The organism is Collinsella ureilytica (assembly GCF_019795105.1).
GTDB lineage: Bacteria > Actinomycetota > Coriobacteriia > Coriobacteriales > Coriobacteriaceae > Collinsella > Collinsella ureilytica.
The window spans coordinates 23,425-44,495 of sequence record NZ_JAIMFO010000004.1; the positions used below are offsets into that span (position 1 = coordinate 23,425).

The window sequence follows — 21,071 nt, forward strand, 5'->3', positions numbered from 1 at the left end:
TCAGCACATCCTGCGAGCCTAAGAAACGCTCTCAGTTTTGCTCGTCAAAGCTCCATTGGCAGCGCTCAAAACTCAAACCAAGCTATGAAACGCCCACCTCTTGCCCTGCCTCGTGAGCGGCTGGCATAACGTATCACACTGTCATATCTGCCCGAGCAGGCAGTGCACGAGGGCGGCGCTGCCTGCGCGCCTATTTTGCCCTCGCCTTATCCGCTCCTTGAATCACTTCATCCAAGGTTACCGACACATCGTGAGGCGTAGGGATCCAGTCAACTTTCAAAAAGAGAGCAGAGACCGTGAGTGGAATATAGGTAAACATAAAAAGCGGAAAGGTAAAAATATTGGCTATCACACGCCAACGAGACGCACAGTGAATCTGGTTCCGCTCCACAATCGTGGTCATGAGCGCCATAAAAAAGAAGGTCACGTAGCTTCCAAATAGGCTCAAGAAAATACTTCCTAAACAGCGCGCGAGCTCTGTATCGGTAGCTAAAAAGCCATGAGACAAGAGGCCAACAAGTAAGAAGGTGCCGTTTGCCACAAGTGAGATCAAGGTCAGAAGCGTTGCTGGTGCAATAATCATCAAGAGATCGTAGGCGGAAAAAGAACAGGCAGTAACCGCCCGGCGCAACAATGACTCTCCATAGGTAAAAAAGACCTGGTAAAAGCCTTTTACCCAGCGCATGCGCTGGCGCAGTGAAGCTGCCATTGTAATGGGTTGCTCATCATAAAACACCGCCGGTGCATAGCCAATTTTCAGCCCATGTACCGCACAAAAGGCCGAAAACTGAATATCTTCTGTCAGGGCATGAAAGTCCCAACCTTGCATTGCTTGAATGATCTTGGCAGAAACTAAATAGCCTGAACCAGATACTGCACATGAGGTATTGCAAAGCATCCGAGCCTTATTTAAGAATCTCGCTTCTCGAATAAACCAAATTGAGTAGGCGGCAGACACCCAAGAACTTCCAAAGTTTTTAGAATTGCGGTAACTCGTTAAGGCTAAATAGCCCTGATCAAATGCATCGTTCATGATGCGGGTATAGTCTTTTGACAAGAGATTATCGGCATCAAAGATAAAAAAGGCTTCGTGGCGACCAGGGTACTCTTCTAAGATGCGCTGAAATCCATACTCCATAACCCAACTCTTGCCCTTCCGGGAAAGATCATGGCGCTCATACACAATGGCTCCGGCAGATCGGGCTTGGTCTGCCGTATCATCGGTACAGGCATCTGCAACAACAAAGACATCAATGAGCTCGGCAGGATAATCTTGTTCTTTGATGGATCGCACCAGATTAGCTATGACGGCTCCCTCATTATGCGCCGCGATAAAATAGGCATACCGATGCTGGATCCGCGCTGGACCAAAATCAGGGCCGGTACACAAGAGACCAATAAAAAAGAAGACTACCTGATACAAAAAGCAGAGGGTAAAGAGGACACCCACAACAATATTCAAAAACTCGATCGGAGCCACTGACACTCCACTCGACGGGGACATATTCTGCCAGTGTAGCCGTTATAGCTTCAGAGGTGTTGTAGTACATAGAAGGAATAGAGAGCAGAGCCCGGCTAAGCGCAGAAAAAGCAAGATGCGTATTAGGGCAGGGGTAAAAATGAGGTATCGAAAAGCCCGAGGTGAGGGATGATTTCGCGTCCCCGAGGCGTCGTATGGGCACAGCGATCTGCCAGGGCATCAAGAGCTCCTGCAAGATCCCACGGCAGCTCGTCGGTAAGCACTATAGCCTCACCCGTACGCGGATGATCAAAGCGGATACTCCAAGAATGCAAAAACTGTCGAGCAAGATCGAGATTCATCTCTTGTGATCCTTTTCCATAAAGCGGATCACCCACAATCGAATGCCCAATATGGCGCATATGCACGCGGATCTGATGCGTGCGTCCGGTAAAGAGATGGCACTCAACAAGGGTATACCCCTCATCGCCACGCCGCGAATCAATGCGTGCGAGTACCTCATAGGTTGTAATGGCCTGGCGAGCTCTTAGATCTGCACTGACCGCCATGCGTTGTCGATCACGCAAAGACCGAGCAATACCGGTTGTAATCGTTCCTGTATCGGCAGCAACTCCTCCATGTACTAAGGTGATATAGCGCCGATCTAAGGTGCGTATACGAATCAGGTTTTGTAGGTCGCGTTGCGTATCATCATCTTTAGCAGCAAGCATCAGCCCAGAGGTGTCACGATCAAGACGGTGCACAATACCCGGGCGATCCTCCCCTTGGAGCGTGCCCAAATGCTCAATGCCTACATGGTGTACCAAGGCATTCGCAAGCGTATTACGCTCATGACCACGAGCAGGATGACACACAAGACCCCGAGGCTTTGAGAGCACAATCAAATACTCATCTTCAAAGCGAATATCTAAAGGAATAGGATCTGCCTCAAGAGCTGAGCTTACAAAGGAAGGCTCCGGGCGAGGCTGAGGCAGGCTCAACTCAATCAGATCATCTGAGCGAACAAGACGACGCTTTGAATCGCAGGGCGATCCGTTTACAAAAACACTACCCTCTTCGATGAGGCGAGCAGCAGCGCTTCGTGACGGGACACCATCTATGCTTCCTATCAAACTATCAAGCCTCATCCCATCTTCTGATGGATCGACTCGATGTTCAAGCTGCAAACAATCTTCTGATGTTTCTGAATCCCCATCGCAATACTGGTCATACATCTTGGCGATCATCCTCACCTGCCTCTGAGGGAGATGTCTGAGGCGTACGGTCTCCTTCCTGCGTAGCTGAGGCAGCTTCAGGTGAAAGGCGTGAGGCTGAAGCATCAGCATCGCCTCTCAGGGCAGCAGAAACGTTTTTGACGTGAGAAGCTTTTGCGGGTGAGCTGGCAGGTACAAACACAGCAAAGCCAATAAAGGCAAGGAGTACCCCAAGCGTAATGGCAATATCGGCAATATTAAAGACCGGGAAATTAATGAAGTCAGTTGCGAGAAAATCGGTCACTGATCCATGCAGCATCCGATCAAGCGCATTGCCAACAGCTCCTCCTGCCACCAAAGCCAAGCCACACACTTCGAGCCATGACACGTGCCGAGCACGCACGAGATAGATACCAGAAGCTAAGACGGAAACGACAGCAATGCATATAAAGAGACCGAGCTTACCCTCACCTAAGCTAAAGGCAGCTCCTGTATTGGCAGTGAGCGTGAACGACATGAATCCTGGCAGAAGCGGCTGCGTCCAACCAAGCACCCCGTTAGCTGCCTGGCGAATGGCCTCTTTAGATAGTTGATCTGCCAATAAGGTTGCCACAAAGATTGGCACCACAACCGCGAATCGCCACCTGCGTAAGGGAGAAAAGGGAGTGTATGGGTCTTTGTCAGTGCTTACCTGTTCTGACATACCCATGTACACTCCCCGCCTTCTCACATACAAAACGCGTCATCGTAATAACTGTAGAGCCACAGCTCATCGAACTCAAGCGTGCCCAGCCGCCGCAGAGCGCACGTACAGGACACCCATGAGAGCGCTCAAAGACACAACGAACTTAGCGAGCTCATCTCAGACTCAGCCAAAAACCTGGCTCAATCTTGGTCTCTCAGCACTGCAGCGCAGCGATCACATACGTGCTCATGCGACCTATGTACCCCAGTTGAGGCTCGATAATTCCAGCACCTATCGCAGCTCTCACCGTTTGCTGACTCTACAACTACACGCAACTCAGTACCCGGATGCAACTCAACCTCAGAGACAATGTAGAACTCAGCCAAATCGCAGGCAAAATCTCCGCATAACAGATCGTATAGATCTTGAGGAAGCTCGGCTCTGACACGAACCTGCTGGCTCTTCGTAAAGCGACCAGCAAGACGAGCCTCTTCGATCGAGCGCGTCACGGCACTGCGAAGCGTGAGCGCTGCCTCAAGTGTTGGCAAGAGAACATCTGCCTTCTGCTCGCTAATGGGAGCCTCATACCAATCGAGCAAGGCTGCCAGCTCGAGGTGATCACGGCAGCCAGCTGGAGCAAATGCCATGGCCTCATCAACGGTAAAGGCCAAGATTGGCTGCAAGTCACGCATGAGCATCGACAACAAATGAGCAACGACCGTCTGGGCGCTTCGGCGCTCATGAGAGATACGGCCTGCACAATAGAGACGATCCTTCAGGGCATCCAAATACACGTTAGAAAGCTCGGTTACCACAAAATCGTACAAAACGCGGTAGACATGGTTGAACTCATATGCCTCAAAGGCACAATCTACCTCAGCCTGCACCTTTGTGAGGCGCGCAACCATAAGCTGGTCTAAGGGCAAGAGCTGATCAAACGCAACCGAGTCGGTATCAGGATCAAAATCGTTCTCAAGCACCGAAAGCAAGAAGCGCAGGGTATTCCTAAACCGTCGATACGCATCTGCCGTACGCGCAAGAATCTCTTTATCAATTGATACATCTGAGGAGGTATCTACACTTGCCACCCAAAGCCTCACGATATCGGCACCCATCTCGGCGCATACCTCGTTGGGGTCAATCACATTGCCCAAGCTCTTGGACATCTTGCGACCCTCACCATCTAAGGTAAAGCCTTGAGAAACAACCGCGCGGTAGGGAGCATGACCCCGTGCTCCCACACTGGTAAGCAAGGAGCTCTGGAACCAACCACGATGCTGGTCGGAGCCTTCGAGATACACATCAGCCGGATACGTGAGCTCAGGACGTCCCTCGCACACGGCAGACCATGAAACGCCAGAATCCCACCACACATCAAGAATATCTTTATCTGCAACAAGCGTATGGCTCCCGCAGGAAGGACAGGTTCCCGCTGCTCCCAAATACGATGCCGGATCCTCAGTAAACCAGGCATCTGAGCCGCGCTCTTGGAAGAGCTGAATGACTGCCTCAAGCGTGGCATCATTCATAACCTTTTCGCCACAATCAGCACAGGTAAAACTCGGAATTGGAACACCCCAATTGCGCTGGCGAGAAATGCACCAATCGGGTCGCTGAGCAACCATCGCACCAATCCGATTTGCCGCATGCTCAGGATACCAACGCACACCTTCATGGATTTCATGCAAGGCACGCTCGCGCAGGCCGGTCTTATCCATTGAAACAAACCACTGATGTGTTGCCCTAAACAGAACAGGGTGCTTGCAGCGCCAGCAATGAGGATAGCTGTGTGTGATCTTTTGCTCTGCAACCAAGGTATTACGCTCGCGCAAAAACTCAATGATGCGCGGATTGGCCTCATCAATATCCATGCCACTAAAAGGGCCGCCAGTCCCAAAGGCATCACCTGCGACGAAGCGCCCATCGTCATCGACCGGCATGACAATATCCATGCCCTCCTTGAGGCAGACATAGTAGTCATCCACACCATGTCCTGGGGAGTTGTGAACAATACCGGTACCATCTTCTACACCCACATAGTCAGCCAATAAGGCCACACCCAAAACGCCATCAAAAACGGGCTGTTGATAGTGGAGATGATCAAAGGTCTCGGCAGGTACTACATAGGGCTTACCATCAACCATAACCGGAGTATATTCCCAGCCAGCAGTCTCACAGACCTTCTGCGCCAATGCCTCGAGCATGATTTCTGCGCGACCCTCATGCTCGATAGCAATATATGAAGCTCCTGGCTTCAGAGAAACTGCCTGGTCAGACGGGATCGTCCAAGGTGTCGTTGTCCAGATAATGAAGTCAACCGGACCGGCAAAGCGCTCAAGACCAGCTGGCTTTGAGGTGAGCTCAAAGCGTACATAAATTGATGAACTTACCTCATCGGCATACTCAATTTCTGCCTCAGCCAAGGCGGTATGACAGTGCTTACACCAATGCACTGGCTTATGACCACGGTAAATCATGCCTTGATCAAACATAGCCTTAAAGACAGAGATGTCGGCAGCATCATGCGCATGCTGGAGCGTAAGATAGGGATGCTCCCAATCACCTAAGACACCGAGACGGCGAAATCCATCCTTTTGTAGCTCAATATTTTCGACAGCAAACTCACTGCACATCTCACGAATCTCAGGCGTAGACATAGCATTAAACCGCTTTGAGCCAACGGTTTCTTCAACCTTATGCTCAATCGGCTGACCATGGCAGTCCCAGCCCGGTACATACGGCGTACGACGACCACGCATAGCTTGATAGCGATTGATGAAATCCTTTGAGATCTTATTCATCGCGTGACCGATATGAATCGGTCCGTTGGCATACGGAGGTCCATCGTGCAAGACAAAGGGCTTGCCGTCCTTATTCTTTTCAAGCAGCTGACCATAGGCGTCCTCGTCTCGCCAACGCTGCAGGCGCTCCGGCTCGCGCGCAGCAAGCGCCGCGCGCATGGGAAAGCCTGTCTTTGGCAAGATCATGGTTTGCTTATACTCGTTTGCCATTGATCGCGACCCTTCTGTTTTGGGCGCAAAAAAGCGCCCGTCCCTCCAAGCTGGGACGAAGCGCTGATATATAGGCAAGACTGCCTCTGAGCTCTTCGCATAACCACCCAGCTCAGGCACGGATGTTTGCATCCTGCCCGGTACTCGGCTGGTCGATCACGGTGACCACTCCGGCGACGCCTACTGAGAGATGTAAAACCTCTGTTGGGGCCGCAGCTCCGGGGTGATTTTCACACGGGCGCGTGTACGGATCTCTCAGCACATGATCCACTCTCTGACACACGCGAATACCGGCTACTCTTCCCCATCACAGCCTGTGAGCGAGATTGTAGCACGTTGTCTTTTATAAGACCGAGCTAATCCTCATCACGTTCACGAATGTAAATCTGCTGAAGCCCATAGGCACCTTCAGGGTCATAGAACTCATATACACCTAAGGATTTTAAGAAGGGGCGCAGGCGCTTAAAGCCATAGTTTCGCACGTCAAAATCTGGCAGACGGCGTGAGAGCTGATCTCCGAGCTGGCCTAAGGTAACCCAGCCATCCTCATCGCCATACGCATCAATGATGGCAGCAATCGAGCTTCGTATTGCTGCTAAATGACGACGACGATCGGCCCGGCTCATCTCACCAAAGGCAACCTCTTCATCGGTGTTCTCATCATCTTCTGAACTCTCATGGGTGGTAGCGTCTGCCCCCGTATCGGAGGCGGTATTGCGACGCCGTTGGCGTTTTTGCGCTGCTTCTTCTGCAGCTTGTTGCTTTTGCTCCTCGGTAAAGAGGATGTCGAGATATTTAAATTGATTACACGCAGAAATAAAGGGCTTCGGAGTCTTTTGCTCCCCCATACCAATGACTTGCTTGCCGCTTTCTCTGAGCCGCGCCACCAAGCGCGTAAAATCTGAGTCAGATGAAACAATCGCAAAGCCATCAACATTGCCTGAGTACAGAATATCCATCGCATCAATGATCATGGCCGAGTCGGTAGCGTTTTTACCCGAGGTATAGCTGTATTGCTGCATTGGAATGATGGAGTAGTCAAGCAACACGCTTTTCCACGTGGTCATACGTGTGCTTGTCCAATCTCCATAGATCCTTTTATACGTAGCAACACCGGCGTTTGCAATCTCATCAAGAATGATCTTGATGTACTTCTCGCTCACGTTATCCGCATCAATCAGAATCGCAAATCGCAGCTCTGATTCATTCATATGTCGAGCCTTCCTAAAGGGTCGCTGTTAGGACGCAGAGCTGTCCTGTCCTGCCATCAGTGGATTTTCGCGCTCCAGCAAGGTCATAAATTCCTCGCCCGTGATGGTTTCCTTCTTGTAGAGGTAGTGCGCAATCTCGTGCAGCTTGAACTTGTTCTCACGCAAAATCTGCAAGGCCTTTGAGCGAGCCTCTGCCATGAGCTGCTTCACATCCTCATCCACCCGCTCGGCCGTACCTGGGGCACAGGTAAGCGATGTATCCTGATTTAAGTAGGCATTTTGAACCGTGCCTAAGGCCATCATGCCAAACTCATCAGACATACCAAAGCGGGTCACCATATTTCGGGCTAAGCGCGTAGCCTGCTCAATATCGTTGGCAGCGCCGGTAGTCATCTCGTTAAAGATCAGCTCTTCGGCAGCACGTCCTCCACAATACACGGCAAGCTTATTGAGCGCCTCTTGACGTGTCGTTAAAAACTTCTCATCCTGCTCAACCTGCATGGTGTAACCCAAGGCTCCCGACGTGCGGGGCACAATCGTAATCTTGGTAACCGGCGCAGAATGCGTTTGAGAGGCAGCCACCAAAGCATGGCCAACCTCATGATAGGCCACCACCCGTTTCTCATGATCAGACAAGACCGTGGAACGCCGCTGTTGACCTGCAATAACAACCTCAACCGATTCCTCAAAATCGTCCTGAGTTGCTCGACGCCTCCCCATACGGACGGCACGCAAAGCGCCCTCATTGATGATATTGGCCAAGTCGGCACCAGAGGCACCAGGCGTTGCCCTGGCAATAGCTGTGAGATCTAGGGGAGCCTGAGTTTTTACATCCTTGGCATGAAGCTCAAGAATGGCTTGGCGACCCCTCAGATCAGGAAGCTCAACGGGAATCCGCCGGTCAAAACGACCCGGGCGTGTGAGTGCGGGATCGAGCGTATCAGGGCGGTTGGTAGCCGCCAAGACCACAATGCCTTTGTGGTTATCAAAGCCATCCATCTCGGTGAGCAGCTGGTTTAGGGTCTGCTCGCGCTCATCATTTCCAGAAAAACCGCCACCATCCCGGCGCTTACCGATGGTATCGATCTCATCGATAAAGACAATACAGGGAGCCTTCTCATTTGCCTGCTTAAACAGGTCACGAACCTTTGCGGCACCGCGTCCCACAAACATCTCTACAAACTCAGAACCAGAAATGCTAAAGAACGGAACGCCAGCCTCACCTGCTACGGCCTTAGCCATCAAGGTCTTGCCCGTTCCCGGAGGGCCTACCAGAAGGGCACCACGGGGGAGCTTGGCTCCAATATCCTCATAGCGACCAGGATTTTCAAGAAAGTCTACAACTTCTTTGAGCGACTCTTTTGCCTCTTCTTGTCCAGCAACATCTTTGAAGGTAACGCCCACGTCCTTGCTCGCTACAATGCGAGCACCCGATTTACCGAGGCCGCCGCCCATACCAAAGCCGCCACCGAAATTCATGGAGGGAGCATCGTCTCCCATGGCTTTTTTCATACGGCGATTGAGCCACCAGCCAAGACCTAAGAACACCAGGATGGGGCCAAAGATAGTCAAGAGGTAGTACAGCCAAATGCCGCCCGACTGGCTTTTAATATCAACGGTTGTATCGGCTCCCGAGCCACGGATGAGCTGCCAGACCTCAGTATCATTTTGTGGCACCGTGGTTACATAGGCGCGATCTTTTTCACCCTTTAAGGTATAGCGAGCCTCAGGTGCCGAGTCCACCGTATAGGTAACTTCTTTAACCTTCTTCTCGCTCAGTGCAGTTGTAAAGGTTGAATACGGAACGGTCTCAACCTGCATGCCTGCCCGAATATTCGGAAACAAAAAGGCATTGAGCAACATATAGACGACAAAAGCAATGAGCACATAGATGATCATGCTCCGCCGACGTCTGTTATCGTCCATTTCCATCTGGGAAACCCCTGTCTCTTTTTTGATCTTCTCCGAAAGGATACCCAGGACGCAAAACTGTAGTCCCAGCGCATGGATACATCACAGCAGAGAGGTGATCGAAGCTACGAGTAGAGCCCAGGGGTTCTGATGTAGTCATTTGATCCATGAGGGCAAAGTTGCCAAAACACCACAGCAGAGGCAGCTGCAACATTTAAGGAATCGACACCGTTAGCCATAGGGATACGCACCGTATAGTCTGAGCCTGCAATAGTTTTTGAGCAAAGCCCGCCTCCTTCTGTTCCTAAGAACAAGGCGAGCCGGTCAATCTTTGTCAAAACGGGATCATCCAACGAAATTGAATCGTCAGATAAGGCCAGAGAAGCACAGGTAAAGCCTTCCTCATGAAGCAGGGCTAAGCCATCATCTGGCCAGGCAGTAGCCGTACTACCAATACGAGTCCACGGGATTTGAAACACCGTTCCCATACTGACACGAACCGCGCGGCGATACAGAGGATCGCAGCAGGTAGGACTAATGAGAATGGCATCGACGTGTAAGGCAGCGGCTGAGCGAAAAATTGCCCCAACATTGGTGTGATCCACAATGCCTTCTAGTACGCAAAGCCGCACCGGCCCGGTGGTATCTCGCAGCAGGCGTGAAATGAGCTCGCGTGGATCTTCAAGAGGTGGTCTCTTCATGGCTGCTAAGGCACCGCGCGTGACCTGATAGCCACAAAGGGTTTCCATAAGATCTTGAGGGGCAACGAAGATGGGGACGCGAGGATCAATACGCTCAAACAGCGGCTGCATATGACTGAGCCAGTGCTCGGTTAACAAGAAACTCTCAGGTACCATGCCGGCATCTAACGCACGTTCAATGACCTTAGCGCTCTCTGCAATAAACATGCCCCGAGCAGGCTCCAGCACACATCTCAGCTCGCGCTCCGTCAGACGCACATAAGCGTCTAAGCGCGAGTCAGACAGATCTGAGATACGAATCTCAGCCACGAGGCTCTTCTTTCCGGTTTGAAAAACGAGAAGTTACCCGATGAACCAGATTGGAAAAGAAGCCCCGTCGAGGATGTGCGGCTTCTTGAGCAAGACGGCGCGACCGAGCCTGCCATTCCTGCTCAAGAATCTCTTCATAGTCCTCGCGGAGGCGAGCATAAAAATCCACCGCTCCTTGAATATCTTCCTCATTGGGGTGACCCACGCCAATGCCGCCAAACAAGCGAAATAAGCCCCAGCTGTCAAAACCTCTGCAACCATACATGGTAAGCACTGAGGCCATCTTAAGCTGGCATACCGCCACGAGATCACGTCCGTACCACTTATTAGCACCACCGTAGGTCATGAGCCCAAAGATCTTATCTCCATACGAGAGGCTATGCTCGAGCACGCGCTTGAGGTCTCGATCAAAGTGCCCGTAATATATTCCCGAAGCCACACCGATGAGTCGATAAGAGGATAGATCAGGGTATTCATCTTTGCCCAGCGTGGCAATGTCTAAGGTCTCTACGCCCTTATCAAAGGCAGCTATAGCATCTACCAGCTTTTTTGTGTTTCCCCGATGCTTCGAACGATATAAGATGATGGTCTTCATGTGCCTGATCCTTTTTACTGAGAGCCCGTTTACTCAAAAGACACCTTGTTGCTTCGCTTATAGGTGCAGAACTGATACACCAAACCCTCGTCACCCTCACCTGGTTCCACAACTGCAGGCTCACTCACTTGAACCAAGCTCCAAGCAGGATCCTCATCAAGATTTGGAAAGTATGTATCTGCCGGGGCAATCACATGATTTTTTGTAACGATTGCCGTATCACAAAACGGTAACAGGAGCTGATAAATCTGGCCGCCACCAATGACCCATCCGGTCTCATTATCTCCTAGAAGCTCCATGAGCTCATCGACCGACGAGACCGTCTCAACATGAGGAATGGAGAGCTGGGAATCGCGAGTAAAGACAATATTGCGCCGACGCGGAAGCGCTGAGCCTCCCGGCAAACTCTCAAGGGTGCGCCTGCCCATAATGACCGTGTCACCCGTGGTACAACGGACAAAATGCTTCATATCAGCACGGTTTTCTACGATCATCTTGCCATCAATGCCGATGGACCAATCATTGCAGACCGCAACAATCGCCTTGAGACTACCCATAGCTCCCCCATCACTTCACTACGTCGGCCACATTCGCAACATCGTGCAATATGGCGAAAACATCCAGAAAAAATACCCCGCTCACGCCTCGCTCATCCATCAGCCGTGCCCAAGCAACTCCCAGGCTCAGCAGGCAAGAGCACTTACACCGCAATAGGGATCGAGGTTACCTGAGGTCCAGTTTCATAGCCTTCGACTAGAAGATCTGAGGTTTTGAAGTCATAGAAATTATCAACCTCGGGATTGAGAGAAACACGCGGAGCGCTCAGCTGCGGACGCTCAATGAGCTCTTCAATAATGGGAATATGCCGATCATAGATATGAGCATCCACGATGACATGCAAAAGCTCACCGGCCTCCATCCCAACATGGCGGGCAACCATCATGAGCAAAATGGCGTACTGGCAAACATTCCAGTTATTTGCAGCCAAAATATCTTGGCTCCTCTGCATCAATACCATATTCAGCACTGGCCTGGAATCATCGGAACCTTGTGTAACGTTATAGGTAACGCTATACGCGCACGGGTAGAGGTTCATCTCAGAGAGATCGGCAAAGGTGTACATATTCGTCATAATGCGACGCGAAAAGGGCGTGTGCTCAAGATCGAACAGCACACGATCCATCTGATCAAAATCACCCTCAGGATAATGGGAGACCTGAGCAATCTGGTACCCATAGGCCTTACCAATCGAGCCCGTCTCATCGGCCCATGCATCCCAGATATGACTCTTTAGATCTGCAATATTGTTAGACTTCCGCTGGTAAATCCAAAGCACCTCGTCCATCGCAGACTTCAGCGCAGTACGGCGAAGCGTTAATGCAGGAAACTCCTCACGCAAATCATAGCGATTCGTAATACCAAAGCCCTTAATGGTATAAGCAGGCGTGCCGTCCTCCCATCGTGGGCGAACAAGCTCTCCCTCATTGGTGGTTCCATGATCTAAGATCGTACGGCACATCTGTACAAAGAGCTCATCTGCTCGACTCATAGGGCTCCTTTCGATTCGTGTGGTCTGAGGCATCGTACCCCAGACAACATACGGAAACGTCTGAAGAAGATCCCTCATGCGGTATACAGATTCAAACAAGCGCGTGAGCGTAGTCCGAGTTTGCAGAGATTGCAGGCGCTGCATGCTATGAGTGCCAAACGTTTTGGCACACACAAGGGATGCCGCATACGCGAGATCCGTCGCAGGCTTGCCACACCAAGCTGCAAAGCCTGCCCGATGCGCGCAGAAGCCAAGGTGTTCGCAGGATGTTCTCTACTCGCAGGTACAGCTCCCAGAACGGTTTACTTAGCCCTTAAGGCGACGCTCCATCTCGCGAAGCATATCCATGTCTGAGCCGGAACCTCCCAGACCAGAGGCACCGCCAAAGAGCTGGCTCATATCCATGCCGCCCATCTGTGGCATACCGCCCATCCGCAGCTTACCGCCACGCTTACCCTTCTTCGAGCGTTTGTTTTTCTTAGATCCTGCCATATCGTTAGCCATTGAACGCATACGGCCGAACATCTTGTTCATCTCACCCCACTGCTTCATGAGGGTGTTCACGTCTGCAGGTGTCGTTCCTGAACCGCGTGCAATTCGGGCGCGGCGTTGGCCATTGATGATACCGGGGCGATCCCGTTCAGCCTTGGTCATGGAGAGGATCATCGCTTCATTGCGATCAAAGATGCTCTCATCCATGGCTCCGCCGAATTGCTGCAAGGCCTTCTGGCCACCAGGAAGCATACTCAAGATCTTTGACATGCCGCCCATCTTGCGCACGGAACGCATCTGCTCAAGCATATCGGTCATCGTAAAGCCTTCACGCAGCATACGCTCAGCAGCGGCCATCTGCTCAGCGTCGGCCATCTCTTGAGCCTTCTCGATGATGCCAATCACATCACCCATGCCCAAGATGCGCTTCGCCATGCGCTCAGGACTAAAGACCTCAAGCGCATCGGGCTTTTCTCCCACTGAGGCGAACTTAATGGGCTTGCCCGTAACAGCACGAACTGAAAGAGCGCCACCTCCACGAGCATCGCCATCAAGTTTTGAAATAATGACGCCGTCAAAGTCAGTCCGCTCAGCAAAGGTCGTTACCACATTAACAATGTCTTGACCGGTCATGGCGTCAACAACCATGAGCACCTGATCGGGCTTCACGGCACGCTTGATCTCAACTGCCTCAGCCATCATGGCTTCATCGATTTGCAAACGACCCGCCGTATCGACGATCACCACGTTTTTCATGGTGTCAACTGCCTCGCGAACAGCTCCCTGAGCAATAGCTACCGGATGTGTTCCGTCTCCTTTAAAGACTGGTACGCCAATTTCTGCACCAAGAGTTGCAAGCTGATCTGCAGCAGCAGGACGATATACGTCACACGCGGCTAAAAGCGGACTTTTACCCTGCTTCTTTAACAGATAGGCGAGCTTTGCCGCAGCGGTGGTTTTACCTGATCCCTGAAGGCCGACTAACATGATGACATTGGGAATACGATTAGAGAGCACCAGCTTGCTCTCAGTAGCGCCGAGCAGCTCAGTCAGTTCATCTAAAACAATCTTGACTACGTTTTGAGCCGGCGTTAACGACTCAAGTACCTCGGCCGTCATGCACCGCTCACGCGTCTTTGCAACAAAGTCTTTTACAACCTTGAAGTTCACGTCAGCCTCAAGCAAGGCCATACGAATATCGCGCATTGCATGAGCAATGTCTGCCTCGGTGAGCTTACCCTTGCCACGCAGGGCATCTAAGGTCTCAGTCAAACGATCAGAAAGGCTATTAAACATCCCTGCTCCTCTTTTATTCGCTACCTCATCGGTTGGCGCGGATCATCTATCGCGATTCAGTATAGACGGTCAGGACTTGCTGCCCTATTCCTCACCTACCAAGGCTTGAGCAAAATCATGCGCGTTAAAGACCTGAAGATCCTCTATGCGCTCCCCTATGCCGACGCGAAGAATCGGCAAACCAAGGCGAGCTGCAACCGCAAGCGCAATGCCGCCTTTCGCAGTACCATCAAGCTTCGTGAGAACAATTCCGTCAATGCCTAATGCTTCATGAAACTCCGTGGCTTGATTGATGCCATTTTGTCCAGTTGCTGCATCAATGACAAGAATCACGCGAACCGGCATGGAGCCGGTACTCATCCGCTCAGCACGCTTGCGCGTAACCGAGACAACTTTTGCAAGCTCACGCATAAGTTCATCGGAGGTGTGCAGACGCCCTGCAGTATCGATGAGCACGAGGTCTTTGTTTTGGCGATCCGCCTCATCAAGCACGTCATAACACACACTTGCCGGATCCGATCCTCGCTCACGCTTCACCACCGGAACTCCAGCGCGATTACCCCACACATCGAGCTGCTCTATGGCAGCAGCACGGAAGGTATCGGCGCTTCCGATAATGGGGTGTTTGCCAGCAAGCTGAGCCGCTGCAGCGATCTTACCAACGGTAGTAGTTTTACCGGCACCATTAATACCTACAAATAACACGCAGGCAGGGGTATCTAAGAATAGATCCGAAGAAGGAGCTACAAATACCTCTTCCAAGCGCTTAGCAAGAGCGCGACGAAGCTCATGGGCGGTCGTGAGATTTTTACGAGCAGCCTCGTCTCGCAAATCATCAGTGACCTGCATAGAGATCTCAGCACCCATGTCGGCCATCACGAGGGTATCTTCGAGCTCCTCCCAAAAATCCTCATCAACGTCTCCGCCGAAATAAAAGACCTCATTAATGGCTTCGCGGCTTCGTGCCAGACCGCGTTTTAAAGAATCAAAAAGACCCATCAGGCATTCACTACCTTTCCAGTCGTGCGATCGAGCCGCTGGCTCACCACGCGACTCACCCCATCGGCTTGCATGGATACACCATACAAGACATCAGCGTCTTCCATCGTGCGACGCTGGTGAGAGATGACAATGAGTTGAGTCGTACGACGCAAATGATCAATAGCCCCAATGAGCTTGCCCAAGTTCGAGTCGTCAAGTGCTGCTTCTACCTCATCAAGTACATAAAACGGTACTGTCCGCGTACGATAGACCGCAAAAAGCAGCGCCAAAGCAGTGAGAGATTTCTCACCGCCACTCATGAGTGACATCTTCGCGATGCGCTTCCCCTTGGGCTGAGCTGCGATTTCAATACCGGTCTCATCGGGATGATCGGGATCGGTAAGCTCAAGATACGCTCGACCGCCAGGGAAGAGCATGCTAAACACCTCTTTAAAGTTCTCATCAACTAAGGCAAAGGTGGACAAGAACCGTGAGCGCATCTTTCGATCAATCGCTGCAGCAATACGAGTTAATGATTTTCGTGCAGTCTCAAGATCGGTGAGTTGAGCCTCCACGTAACTTGCACGTTCACGGAGACGCTCATATTCCTCAAAGGCCACCTGATTGACCGGGCCCAAATCATTGATTTGACGAGCAATGTCGTGCAACTCACGCCGACAGGCCTCTGGATCTTCTGGTGCGGGAAGCAACAGTGCCTCTTCGAGCGGAACGCCACCCGAGCGAACCGCCTCAATTGCCGCCTCAACTTGAACCTCAAGCTTGCCCCGGGCAACATCGTGGCTCGACATGTCGGCTTGAGCCGCCTCGAGCTCATCGCGAGCCTCAGCCACAGCCGCTTTGTGCGAATCGATCGTTTCTTTCAGAGAGCTCGCGCCCGCCTCTTCAAGTGACGCCTGATCGCGAAGGCGCTCAGCCCACTCAAGCGCCCGCTCAAGCAAGGCTTCGTAGCGACCATGCAAAGGATCTATGCGGACACGCAAGACCTCAAGTGAGCGTGAAGCCTGCTCAGTAGCACGGATGCGGCGATCAATACGCTCAAGACGAGCTTCAAGCTCGGGCACGCGGCCAGACAGGCTCCGCACGCGCTCGGTTTCCTGAGCAAGGGCAATCTTTGCCTCAGAAAGGCGACGCGATGCCTCACTATCTTGAGCGCGAATTTGTTCAAGCTCATCTGTTGCATCAGCCAAGCTTGCAGCAGCCTCTGCTGCTCGCTTCTCAGCCGCCTCGCGGAGCTTCTCTAGCTCACGTGCACGCAGGCGAGCATCTTGGGAGCGCTCAGACTCTTCCCGCCGACGACGAAGCACTTGGTCGCGATCAGAATTTGCCTTTGAGAGCGTATGCTCTAAACGGCCAATTTCAGACAAGGCAGCTGAGCGCTCACCATCTAAGCGAGCAATTTCTCCCGCAGCGCTCGCCCCTGCTGTTCGTGCCACGTCAAGCGCTGCCTCAGCCTCCCCAACCTGAGCCACACTTCTATCAAGTGCATGAACAAGTTCGGGCTCAATGCTCGTGAGCTCTCTGATTCGGCGTTTGCGCTCAAGAGCACCTGCTCCGTCTGAATGAGGGGCTCCCACGCGCACCTGACCAGGCCCTTCTACCCGCGCGCCCTCGGGCGTAACATACACAACACCGGGGCAGAGAGGAGCCGCAAGAGCCGCATCAAGATCATCGACCAAACGAATGTTGCCCAGACGAGTAGCAACGGCCTGTGCAAACCCATCTCGAACACGGAGCTTATCTAAAAGGGCAGTGCCGGGAGCATCTGAAAACTCAAATGGTTTTCCTGTCTGCTCAGCCGCCATGAGTAAGGCCTCACCAGCTACATCAGGAACTGCCTTTGCAGCTCGTTGTAGCGCGGCCTCATCAGACAAGAGCAAAGCTTCAATATCATCTCCAAGCACGAGCTCAACTAAGGCTTCGAGCTCAGAGGGAGCCTCAATAACATCGCCTAAACGTGCAGATAGCTCATCGGCGTGCTCACGTGCAAGCTCGGCGGTCATAGGCGAAGCATCGGCCAGCGCCAGATCAAGCTTTGTGAGGCCAGATAGCTCAGATCGCACTTCTGCTAAAGTATCACGCGCACGTGCCTCACGCGCTCGCAGCTCTTTTAAGATTTCCTCAGCTTCTTGGCGCTCAGATCCTGCCTGATCTCGCTCATGACGAGCGCGCTCAAGCTCAGCATCAATTTCTTCAACACGGTGCCTGCGCTCAGAAAGCTCACGAGTCGCCGCCTCTACCTCATCTGAGATCTGCTCAAGCCGCCGGGCGAGCATGGCATCTCCCATCTCAGCATTCGAAAGCGCTTCTCGGATACGCGCCAGCTCAAGAGCAGAAGAGTCGGCCTCGCGGCGAGCGGTGCGCTCCTCGCGCGTTGCCGCTGAGAGCAGCTCGTCCAAAGCCCGACGACGATTGGTAAGTTCTTGAGCTAGAGGATCTGCATCAGCAACCTGAGTACGCGCAACCTCTGCTGCACCGCTTGCCTGAGCAAGGAGATCTTGAGCCTCAGCAAGCTCTTGAGCAACCCGGCGACGCTGATGCTCAGAACCAGACAGTGTGCCACGCATATCTGAAAGGCGGGCAACCATATTGCGACCTTTTTCTTCAAGCAGGCGCATATCAGAGCCGATCCGCCCCACTGCATCTTGCATGCGACGGCGACGCTCAGACAAATCTCCTACGAATAGGCCTTTTTGTTCAAGCATAACCTGGAGCTTTTCAAGCTCGCGCTCACGCTCTTCTAAGCGATATCGAGCAAGCTCAAGCGTGCCCGCACTCTCACGCGCCTCCGTCTCCATCTGCTTCCAGCGCTCCTGCAAGCTCCGAAGCTCATCAACGGCCAAAACGCGGGTGAGCTCAGATGCTCGCTCAGTGAGGTCTCGATGCCGACGAGCTCGATCAACCTGGCGCTCAAGGGGACGAAGCTGACGAGTGATCTCTCGATTGATATCACGGACGCGAGCAAGATGAGCGTCCATGGAGGCAATCTTTCGCTGAGCCCGCTCTTTGCGACGCTTATGCTTAGAAATGCCTGCAGCCTCTTCAATTAAGGCACGGCGCTCCTCAGGGCGGCTCTGCAATATAGCATCGAGCTTGCCCTGGCTAATAATTGAATGCGTGTCCTTGCCCAAGCCTGAATCGTGAAGAATATCTTGGATGTCCATAAGGCGGCAGGGGCTGGAATTAATAAGATACTCGCTCTCGCCAGAGCGATACATCCGCCTCGTAATAGCTACCTCATGAAAGTCCACGGGCAGCACACGATCAGAATTATCGAGCACCAAGGTAACTTCTGCCAAACCAACGGGTTTACGAGCAGAAGAGCCAGAAAAGATAACGTCTTCCATGGCCTGCCCGCGCAATTGCTTAGCGCTTTGCTCACCTAAGACCCACAAAATTGCATCAGATACATTAGATTTACCTGAACCGTTTGGTCCGACAATGACCGTCAATCCAGGCTCAAAGCTCATCTGAGCCCGATCAGCAAAGGACTTAAACCCTTTGAGCGTGAGGGACTTTAAGAACATGGCCGCTCAGATTCTTTCTCTCTCATGGCACCATTTTCGGTATAGCCAAGGCGCTCCAAGGCATCTGCCGCAGCCTCAGCCTCAGCCTCTTTTTTGGTAGATCCCGATCCTTTTCCCTGACGCGCCCCATCAACAAAGACCACGGCGGTAAATACCGGCTCATGCTTAGGGCCGGTTACGTCTACGAGTTTATAGGTAGGACTTACCAATCCGTCAGCTTGGATGCATTCTTGAAGATACGACTTTGGATTCGTAGGCCGCTGTGCCCGCTCAGATACGTGCTCAGGATCAAGGGTCTGCAAAATAAAGGCTTGAGCCGCGTCCCAGCCCCCATCTAAATAGAGCGCCCCAACCAAGCTCTCATATACGTTTTCTAAAGCAGAATGCAAACCACGCGAACCAGTGCCTGCCTCAGATGCACCAAAGATAATGCACTCACCAATACCTAAATGAGCAGCCACTTCAGATAAGGTTGCGCCTGAAACTAAGGAGACCTTAAGACTCGTCAGCCGACCTTCATCAAGCTCGGGATTATTCAAGAATAAAAAACGAGCAATGACGGCACCAAGAATTGAATCGCCTAAAAACTCAAGACGCTCATATGAGGCAGAGATCGGCTCCCCGTCTACTGCTGAAGGATGAGTAAGTGCGCTCTCAAGCAAATTTCGATTCAAAAACTTATGCCCGCAGATCTTCTCGGCACGGGCGAGCTTCTGAGCTACGGACATGAGAAAACTCACGCCTCCAGGGCAGCTTCGATAGCCTCAACCGCGTCATAGACCGAACCAATGGCCTCTAAACGCTCATCGGGGATCTCAACATCAAACTCGTCTTCCATGGCCGTAACCAACTGGAGACGATCAAGAGAGTCTGCATCAATATCGTCAAAGGTGGTCTCTTCAGAAATATCTTGGGGATCGACTCCCAAGACATCGTTCACGATATCTATAACCTTGCTCAAGATATCAGTCCGCTCCATGCGAGGCTCCTCTCGATGAGGCGAAGGGGGTTCCTTCGCGTATATGTAGTGTAGCTTACCGGACGATGCCCGAAACTGCACCTGCTACATTTTCAACCAGATGAGCTCGAACGGTTCTCGCGCAAGCCAAGGTGCCATTTTTAACCGCTTCAGGACTTGTTGCACCGTGACCAATCATCAGCACGCCTTTGAGACCCAAAAGGATTGCTCCACCATAGGCATCACCCGAGAGCCGATCTTTTATCTCACGCAAAGAACGACGCAACAAAAGACCAGCTACGCCTCCGGCAGCAGATGAGCGCATGGCATGTTTGAGCTCACCGAGCAAAAGACGGGCAGCGCCTTCTGTGGCCTTCAACGCAACATTTCCCGTAAAGCCATCGGCCACCACGACGTCAAAGGAACCAGAGGTCAAATCTCCTCCCTCGCAGTTGCCTGCAAACTCAGGAAGCGAGCGCGCCATAAGCTCATGGGTGCGTTGAACAAACGCAGAACCCTTATGCTCCTCGGTGCCATTGGAGAGAAGGCCTACTGAAGGTGATGCAATCCCTAGAACCGCACGAGCATAGGCAGCGCCCATTTGCCCAAAATGCAAGAGATCAACCGGCTCTACATCTGGGCTTGCTCCTAAGTCACAAAAGACCGTCAGGCCTTGCGCTCGATTGGGAAGCGCAGCAGTAATGCAGGGACGCAAAGGACGTATACCCTGCTCATCTTCAATCTTAAACGGCGTAATATAGGCCGTACCAGCAGCTACCAAAGCGCCCGTAGAGCCAGCGGAAAAGAAAGCATCCGCTTCACCGCGCTTGATCGCACGGCAACCCACGACCACTGAGCTTTTACGCTTTGAAGTGATTGCCTTGATGGGATCATCTTCCATCGTGATCGCATCAGGGGCTTCGAGCGCAAGCGCTCGATCATGGCGGGAAGCAAAGGGCTCAACAAGTTCACGAGGACCTGCAGCAAGCACAGTCAAGGCAGGGTCAGCACGAAGCGCAGCCTCAATTCCTGCAAGAACGACCTCTGCGGGCTCGTCGCCACCCATCACATCTACAACGACGCGAACTGCTTGCGTGTGCTCCATAGCTCTCCCTCACGGTAAAATGGCCGACTCACCGAGCCGGCCATGATCT

The 21,071-nt window shown here is 52.3% G+C and carries 16 protein-coding genes; all 16 read right to left on the bottom strand.

Annotated elements, in window-relative coordinates; genetic code table 11:
- Window positions 1-190: 190 nt before the first annotated feature.
- Entirely contained in the window at window positions 191-1,480 is a 1,290-nt protein-coding gene (locus K6V98_RS00245; protein WP_371734486.1) for a glycosyltransferase family 2 protein, read from the bottom strand.
- A 122-nt stretch (window positions 1,481-1,602) separates the two neighbouring features.
- Window positions 1,603-2,607, bottom strand: coding sequence for an RluA family pseudouridine synthase (locus K6V98_RS00250; RefSeq protein ID WP_306792678.1), 1,005 nt, complete (start codon window positions 2,605-2,607; stop codon window positions 1,603-1,605).
- Window positions 2,608-2,686: 79 nt separating this feature from the next.
- Window positions 2,687-3,382: a signal peptidase II gene (lspA, locus tag K6V98_RS00255; protein WP_306792631.1), complete on the bottom strand. Its 696-nt coding sequence runs from the start codon at window positions 3,380-3,382 to the stop codon at window positions 2,687-2,689.
- Window positions 3,383-3,558: 176 nt separating this feature from the next.
- Window positions 3,559-6,369: an isoleucine--tRNA ligase gene (gene ileS, locus K6V98_RS00260; protein WP_222198531.1), complete on the bottom strand. Its 2,811-nt coding sequence runs from the start codon at window positions 6,367-6,369 to the stop codon at window positions 3,559-3,561.
- 356 nt (window positions 6,370-6,725) lie between these two features.
- Complete coding sequence (locus tag K6V98_RS00265; protein WP_222198532.1) at window positions 6,726-7,580, bottom strand: NYN domain-containing protein; 855 nt, start codon at window positions 7,578-7,580, stop codon at window positions 6,726-6,728.
- 27 nt (window positions 7,581-7,607) lie between these two features.
- Window positions 7,608-9,512: an ATP-dependent zinc metalloprotease FtsH gene (ftsH, locus tag K6V98_RS00270; protein WP_222198533.1), complete on the bottom strand. Its 1,905-nt coding sequence runs from the start codon at window positions 9,510-9,512 to the stop codon at window positions 7,608-7,610.
- A gap of 104 nt (window positions 9,513-9,616) precedes the next feature.
- A complete protein-coding gene (locus tag K6V98_RS00275) occupies window positions 9,617-10,501 on the bottom strand; it encodes a TrmH family RNA methyltransferase (RefSeq protein WP_222198534.1) in 885 nt (294 codons plus the stop codon).
- Window positions 10,494-11,096, bottom strand: coding sequence for a flavodoxin domain-containing protein (locus tag K6V98_RS00280; RefSeq protein ID WP_222198535.1), 603 nt, complete (start codon window positions 11,094-11,096; stop codon window positions 10,494-10,496). Before K6V98_RS00280 ends, K6V98_RS00275 begins: the two co-directional genes overlap by 8 nt.
- Window positions 11,097-11,125: 29 nt before the next feature.
- Window positions 11,126-11,653, bottom strand: a complete 528-nt coding sequence (locus K6V98_RS00285) for a dihydrofolate reductase (RefSeq protein WP_222198536.1) — start codon at window positions 11,651-11,653, stop codon at window positions 11,126-11,128.
- 143 nt (window positions 11,654-11,796) lie between these two features.
- Window positions 11,797-12,645, bottom strand: coding sequence for a thymidylate synthase (gene thyA, locus K6V98_RS00290; protein WP_222198537.1), 849 nt, complete (start codon window positions 12,643-12,645; stop codon window positions 11,797-11,799).
- 306 nt (window positions 12,646-12,951) lie between these two features.
- Window positions 12,952-14,433 (bottom strand): signal recognition particle protein, encoded by a 1,482-nt coding sequence (gene ffh / locus K6V98_RS00295; RefSeq protein ID WP_222198538.1) that lies wholly within the window; start codon window positions 14,431-14,433, stop codon window positions 12,952-12,954.
- Window positions 14,434-14,517: 84 nt separating this feature from the next.
- Complete coding sequence (gene ftsY, locus K6V98_RS00300) at window positions 14,518-15,432, bottom strand: signal recognition particle-docking protein FtsY (protein WP_222198539.1); 915 nt, start codon at window positions 15,430-15,432, stop codon at window positions 14,518-14,520.
- Window positions 15,432-18,959 (bottom strand): chromosome segregation protein SMC, encoded by a 3,528-nt coding sequence (gene smc, locus K6V98_RS00305; RefSeq protein WP_222198540.1) that lies wholly within the window; start codon window positions 18,957-18,959, stop codon window positions 15,432-15,434. The genes ftsY and smc overlap by 1 nt, the downstream gene beginning before the upstream one ends.
- Window positions 18,950-19,687, bottom strand: coding sequence for a ribonuclease III (gene rnc, locus K6V98_RS00310; protein WP_222198541.1), 738 nt, complete (start codon window positions 19,685-19,687; stop codon window positions 18,950-18,952). Before rnc ends, smc begins: the two co-directional genes overlap by 10 nt.
- An 8-nt stretch (window positions 19,688-19,695) precedes the next feature.
- Window positions 19,696-19,938, bottom strand: a complete 243-nt coding sequence (locus K6V98_RS00315) for an acyl carrier protein (protein WP_222198542.1) — start codon at window positions 19,936-19,938, stop codon at window positions 19,696-19,698.
- Window positions 19,939-19,993: 55 nt separating this feature from the next.
- On the bottom strand, window positions 19,994-21,022 hold the full coding sequence (gene plsX, locus K6V98_RS00320) for a phosphate acyltransferase PlsX (protein ID WP_222198543.1): 1,029 nt from the start codon (window positions 21,020-21,022) through the stop codon (window positions 19,994-19,996).
- Between the last annotated feature and the right edge of the window lie 49 nt (window positions 21,023-21,071).

Excerpts from the sequence above, each read along its gene's own strand:
- K6V98_RS00250 (WP_306792678.1), bottom strand. The coding sequence starts at position 2,607 with ATGAGGCTTGATAGTTTGATAGGAAGCATAGATGGTGTCCCGTCACGA.
- lspA (WP_306792631.1), bottom strand. The coding sequence starts at position 3,382 with ATGGGTATGTCAGAACAGGTAAGCACTGACAAAGACCCATACACTCCC.
- ileS (WP_222198531.1), bottom strand. The coding sequence starts at position 6,369 with ATGGCAAACGAGTATAAGCAAACCATGATCTTGCCAAAGACAGGCTTT.
- K6V98_RS00265 (WP_222198532.1), bottom strand. The coding sequence starts at position 7,580 with ATGAATGAATCAGAGCTGCGATTTGCGATTCTGATTGATGCGGATAAC.
- ftsH (WP_222198533.1), bottom strand. The coding sequence starts at position 9,512 with ATGGAAATGGACGATAACAGACGTCGGCGGAGCATGATCATCTATGTG.
- K6V98_RS00280 (WP_222198535.1), bottom strand. The coding sequence starts at position 11,096 with ATGAAGACCATCATCTTATATCGTTCGAAGCATCGGGGAAACACAAAA.
- K6V98_RS00285 (WP_222198536.1), bottom strand. The coding sequence starts at position 11,653 with ATGGGTAGTCTCAAGGCGATTGTTGCGGTCTGCAATGATTGGTCCATC.
- thyA (WP_222198537.1), bottom strand. The coding sequence starts at position 12,645 with ATGAGTCGAGCAGATGAGCTCTTTGTACAGATGTGCCGTACGATCTTA.
- ffh (WP_222198538.1), bottom strand. The coding sequence starts at position 14,433 with ATGTTTAATAGCCTTTCTGATCGTTTGACTGAGACCTTAGATGCCCTG.
- ftsY (WP_222198539.1), bottom strand. The coding sequence starts at position 15,432 with ATGGGTCTTTTTGATTCTTTAAAACGCGGTCTGGCACGAAGCCGCGAA.
- smc (WP_222198540.1), bottom strand. The coding sequence starts at position 18,959 with ATGTTCTTAAAGTCCCTCACGCTCAAAGGGTTTAAGTCCTTTGCTGAT.
- rnc (WP_222198541.1), bottom strand. The coding sequence starts at position 19,687 with ATGTCCGTAGCTCAGAAGCTCGCCCGTGCCGAGAAGATCTGCGGGCAT.
- K6V98_RS00315 (WP_222198542.1), bottom strand. The coding sequence starts at position 19,938 with ATGGAGCGGACTGATATCTTGAGCAAGGTTATAGATATCGTGAACGAT.
- plsX (WP_222198543.1), bottom strand. The coding sequence starts at position 21,022 with ATGGAGCACACGCAAGCAGTTCGCGTCGTTGTAGATGTGATGGGTGGC.